Annotated in this window: 3 protein-coding genes and 1 pseudogene; all 4 read left to right on the top strand. The window is 71.8% G+C overall.

From position 1 onward, the window contains the following. The first annotated feature begins 636 nt into the window (after positions 1–636). On the top strand, positions 637–1,125 hold the full coding sequence (locus tag ACLEQD_RS39510; protein ID WP_410391090.1) for a helix-turn-helix transcriptional regulator: 489 nt from the start codon (positions 637–639) through the stop codon (positions 1,123–1,125). Between the two features lie 36 nt (positions 1,126–1,161). Next, the gene (locus tag ACLEQD_RS39505) at positions 1,162–1,761 is read left to right on the top strand and encodes a hypothetical protein (protein ID WP_410391089.1); all 600 of its coding nucleotides are present in this window, start codon (positions 1,162–1,164) and stop codon (positions 1,759–1,761) included. 170 nt (positions 1,762–1,931) lie between these two features. Further along, positions 1,932–2,828, top strand: coding sequence for a WD40 repeat domain-containing protein (locus ACLEQD_RS39500; protein ID WP_410391088.1), 897 nt, complete (start codon positions 1,932–1,934; stop codon positions 2,826–2,828). Positions 2,829–2,964: 136 nt separating this feature from the next. Beyond that, positions 2,965–3,475: pseudogene (locus tag ACLEQD_RS39495) on the top strand (hypothetical protein); the annotation flags it as partial.

The following is a 3,475-nucleotide window of genomic DNA, read 5'->3' as shown; positions in this document are numbered from 1 at the left end:
CGGACAGCTCCACGTCGACGCCGGTGTCGTCCTGCGCGAAGCCCGTCACCTCGCACCCACGGTAGAGGGGTACCGCCAGCTCGCCCACCCACTCCGCCAGGATGCGCTCGAAGATTCTCCACCCGCCTGGCGCACAGCTCGGCGCCACACGTCAGCGTCCATCCTCGGCTCCTCTGCACCCGACCTCCCCCTCGATAGGCCTTCTCTTCGCCCCATGCGTCTCTGATGCGTGGGCCAGCGCGAGGCGTGGACCTGAAGGCGGGCTTCCCATGCGCCCCACGCGGGAGGATGGTCGCGTCCCATGGCCCAGCTGCTGACCCTCCTCGAGTCCGAGCAGTTTCGCGTGCTCGACTCGCGCTGCCGTCATCCGCGTGCGGGGCCCGCGGAGGAGCGGGGCGGGGACCCGGGACACCTGGTGCTGCTGCGCCGCGGCTGCTTCAGCTACCACCGGGGCCTGCGGCGCTTCGTCGCCGACCCCTGCACCGCGCTGCTGCACCACCCGCGGGTGGACTACCGGGTGGCCACCCGGGCGCGGAGGGCGACGATGCGACGGTCATCAAGCTCGCACCGGCGCTCTTCGACGAGCTGTGGGGCCGGCGCGGCCCGGACCATCCCGAACTGGGGCTCAGCGCCGCGGTGCACCTGCGCCACGCGCGGGCATGTGCCGCGCTGCGCGACCCGGGCGGCGACCGGCTCTCGCGTGAGGAGACGGTGTTCTCGCTGCTCGAGGTGGCCGCCTCGGACAGACAGCGCGCCGGACTCCCTGCGCGCGGAGACCGGGGCGCACGGCGCCGCACGGTCGGCCGCGTGCGCGCGCTGCTCGCGGCGCGGCTCTCGGCGAACTTCTCGCTCGCCACACTGGCGCAGGAGGCCCGCTGCTCGCCCTTCCACCTCATGCGCCTCTTCCAGGCGGAGACCGGGCTGTCCCTGCGCGCGTACCGCCGCCAGCTGCGGGTGCTCACGGCGCTGCAACGGCTGGCGGAGGGCGAGCGGGACCTCGCGCGGCTCGCGCTGGAGCTGGGCTTCTCGCACCACAGCCACCTCTCGCTGAGCGTGCGCCAGGTGCTGGGCAGCAGCCCCGCGCGCCTGCTCGCGGAGCTACAGCAGGCCCGCGCAGGTTCCTGACAGCGGCAGGGGGCGTACACCTCTAGCTTCGGGGGCATGAACCTCCTCCGCCTGCTCCGGCCCCTGCTCTTCGCCTGCTTGCCCGCCCTCGTGCTGTCTCCATCCCAGGGACTCGCCCAGGAGCGCGCGGCCGCTGCGCCTGCCCGGCGCGATGGGCAGCACGACTTCGACTTCGAGATCGGCACGTGGCGGACGCAGCTGAAGCGGCGCCTGCGTCCCCTGACGGGCTCGAACACCTGGGTGGAGATGAAGGGGACCACCGTCGTGCGAAAGGTGTGGAACGGCCGCGGCAACCTCGTGGAGCTCGTGGCCGACGGGGAGGGCGGGCGCTTCGAGGGCCTCAACCTGCGCTTGTACAATCCGCAGACGCGCCAGTGGAGCCTGCACTTCGCGAGCAGCCGGGACGGCACCCTCGCCGTGCCGACGGTGGGTGAGTTCAAGGACGGACGCGGCGAGTTCTACGCGCAGGAGCGGCTCGACGGGCGCGCCATCCTGGTCCGCTTCGTCATCTCGAACGTGACGCCCACCTCGTGCCGCTTCGAGCAGGCCTTCTCGGACGACGGTGGCAAGACCTGGGAGGTGAACTGGATCGCGCAGGACACGCGGGTCGACGCGGCGGCCAGCGAGGCGAAGTGAGGCGCAGGCGGTGGACTCCAGCAGCGCCTCCACGGCAGCGCCGGCGCGTGGCGACGCGCTACGAGAAGCGCGCCGCCAACGCCCTGGCGTTCTAGACTGAAGCGATGTGGCGCCGGTATTCCCAGTGGCTCGATGAGGGCGAAACCGACGGAGATCCGCTCGGGGCGCCGATGCTGTGGCCCGACGGGCGTCACATCGCCGCGAACGGGCGCGGGCGCATCTTCCTCTGGAGTCTGGCGACCGGTGAGTGCACGCGGGTCCTGAAGACGGGCGCCATCTGTCGGAATGGAGAGCCCTGGTTCCGGCTGGCGGGTGAAGCCGAGCTGGGCCGCGTGCTCGAGGCGTACAAGATCCGCGGCCTGACCGTCTGGGACTCCCAGGACTGGCGACGCGTGCAGACCTTCGAGGGCCACGGAGAGGAGGTCCAGGCCGCCGCGGTCGTCAGCGAGGACCGCGTCGTCTCCATCAGCGCCGACAGCAGCGCGCGGCTGTGGGACGCATGGACGGGCGAGAACCTGCGCACGCTGGAGACCGGACCGCTCTTCGCGCTCGCGCATGCACCCGCCCGGGGCCTCGTCGCCGTGGGCGGAAGCAACGGCGCCGTGCACCTGCTCGAAGGCCCCACGCTCAACGTCCGCGCCCTCTTCCACCTGCGCATGGCCACCGCGCGCCCTGAGCCCCTTGGCGCCGAGCGAAAGGAGCAGCTCGGCATCGTGAGGAACCGCCCGTCGAACACCCTCCGGGCGCTGGCCTGGCACCCCGACGGAGAGCACCTCCTCTGCGGGTCCTGGGACTTCGTGGCCCGCATGTTCCACAGCCACACCGGCCGCGTCGTGCGGCAATGGCAGGGCCATGCGGACGGGGTGGACTTCGTCGCGGTGGAGCCCTCGCGCGGGCTGCTGTGCACCGGAAGCTCCGATGGCACCGTGCGCGTCTGGTCGCTCGACTCCACCGAGTGCCTCGCCGTGCACGACGTCGGCCACGCCGACCTGGGCGGCCTGCTGGTGCACAACGGGACGCTCTACGTAACGTGTCGGCGGGAGCTGTTGTCGGTGCCTCTGGACTAACACAGCGCCTTCCCCCTGGCGGCCGAAGCGGCGTGGCTCTCGAGATGTTCAATGCCGTCCATTCGTCCAGGTCCGCAGGGGGCATCCTCCGCGGGAACTGCTGTCGTGGTCCGCCCTCGCATCCCCGGGAGCCTCCATGACGCAGTCCAGGACGGCCGTACTCGCGCTGATCATCACCCTCGCGCTCGCCCCATCAGTGGCCACGGCGGGCCAGAGCGCCTCCACCCGCTGGGCGGCGAGCCGGGGTGACTTCCTCACCTGGCAGCTCAGCGGCGTGGGCCGCGCGGCGGATGGCTCGCTCCAACTGCTTGCGGGCCAGTCCTGGTCCGGCACCGACCCCTACGGGCCGGGCGGCTACTACGGCGGCACCTATTACAACGGCGGCTCCTTCTTCCAGGGCGAGGCCACGAGCCCCATCGTCTCCAGCGCGTTCGGCTTCCGTGAAGCCATCGCCTCCTGGGAGGCCACCACGCCCACGGGCACCTGGGTGGAGACGCTCGTGCGCGTGCAGGTGGGCGGCGCCTGGACGAAGTGGTTCAGCCTGGGTGTCTGGGCTTCGGACGCCTCCACGGTGCAGCGCCACTCGGCGGATTCGCAGGCGGACACCGTGGCGAGGGTCTCCATCGACACGCTCATCGTCACCGCGA

It is taken from the genome of Corallococcus sp. 4LFB (genome assembly GCF_046520365.1).
In the GTDB taxonomy this organism is placed as follows: domain Bacteria; phylum Myxococcota; class Myxococcia; order Myxococcales; family Myxococcaceae; genus Corallococcus; species Corallococcus caeni.
The sequence above is the reverse complement of the archived record's forward strand: the minus strand, read 5'-3'. Positions and strand labels throughout refer to the sequence as shown.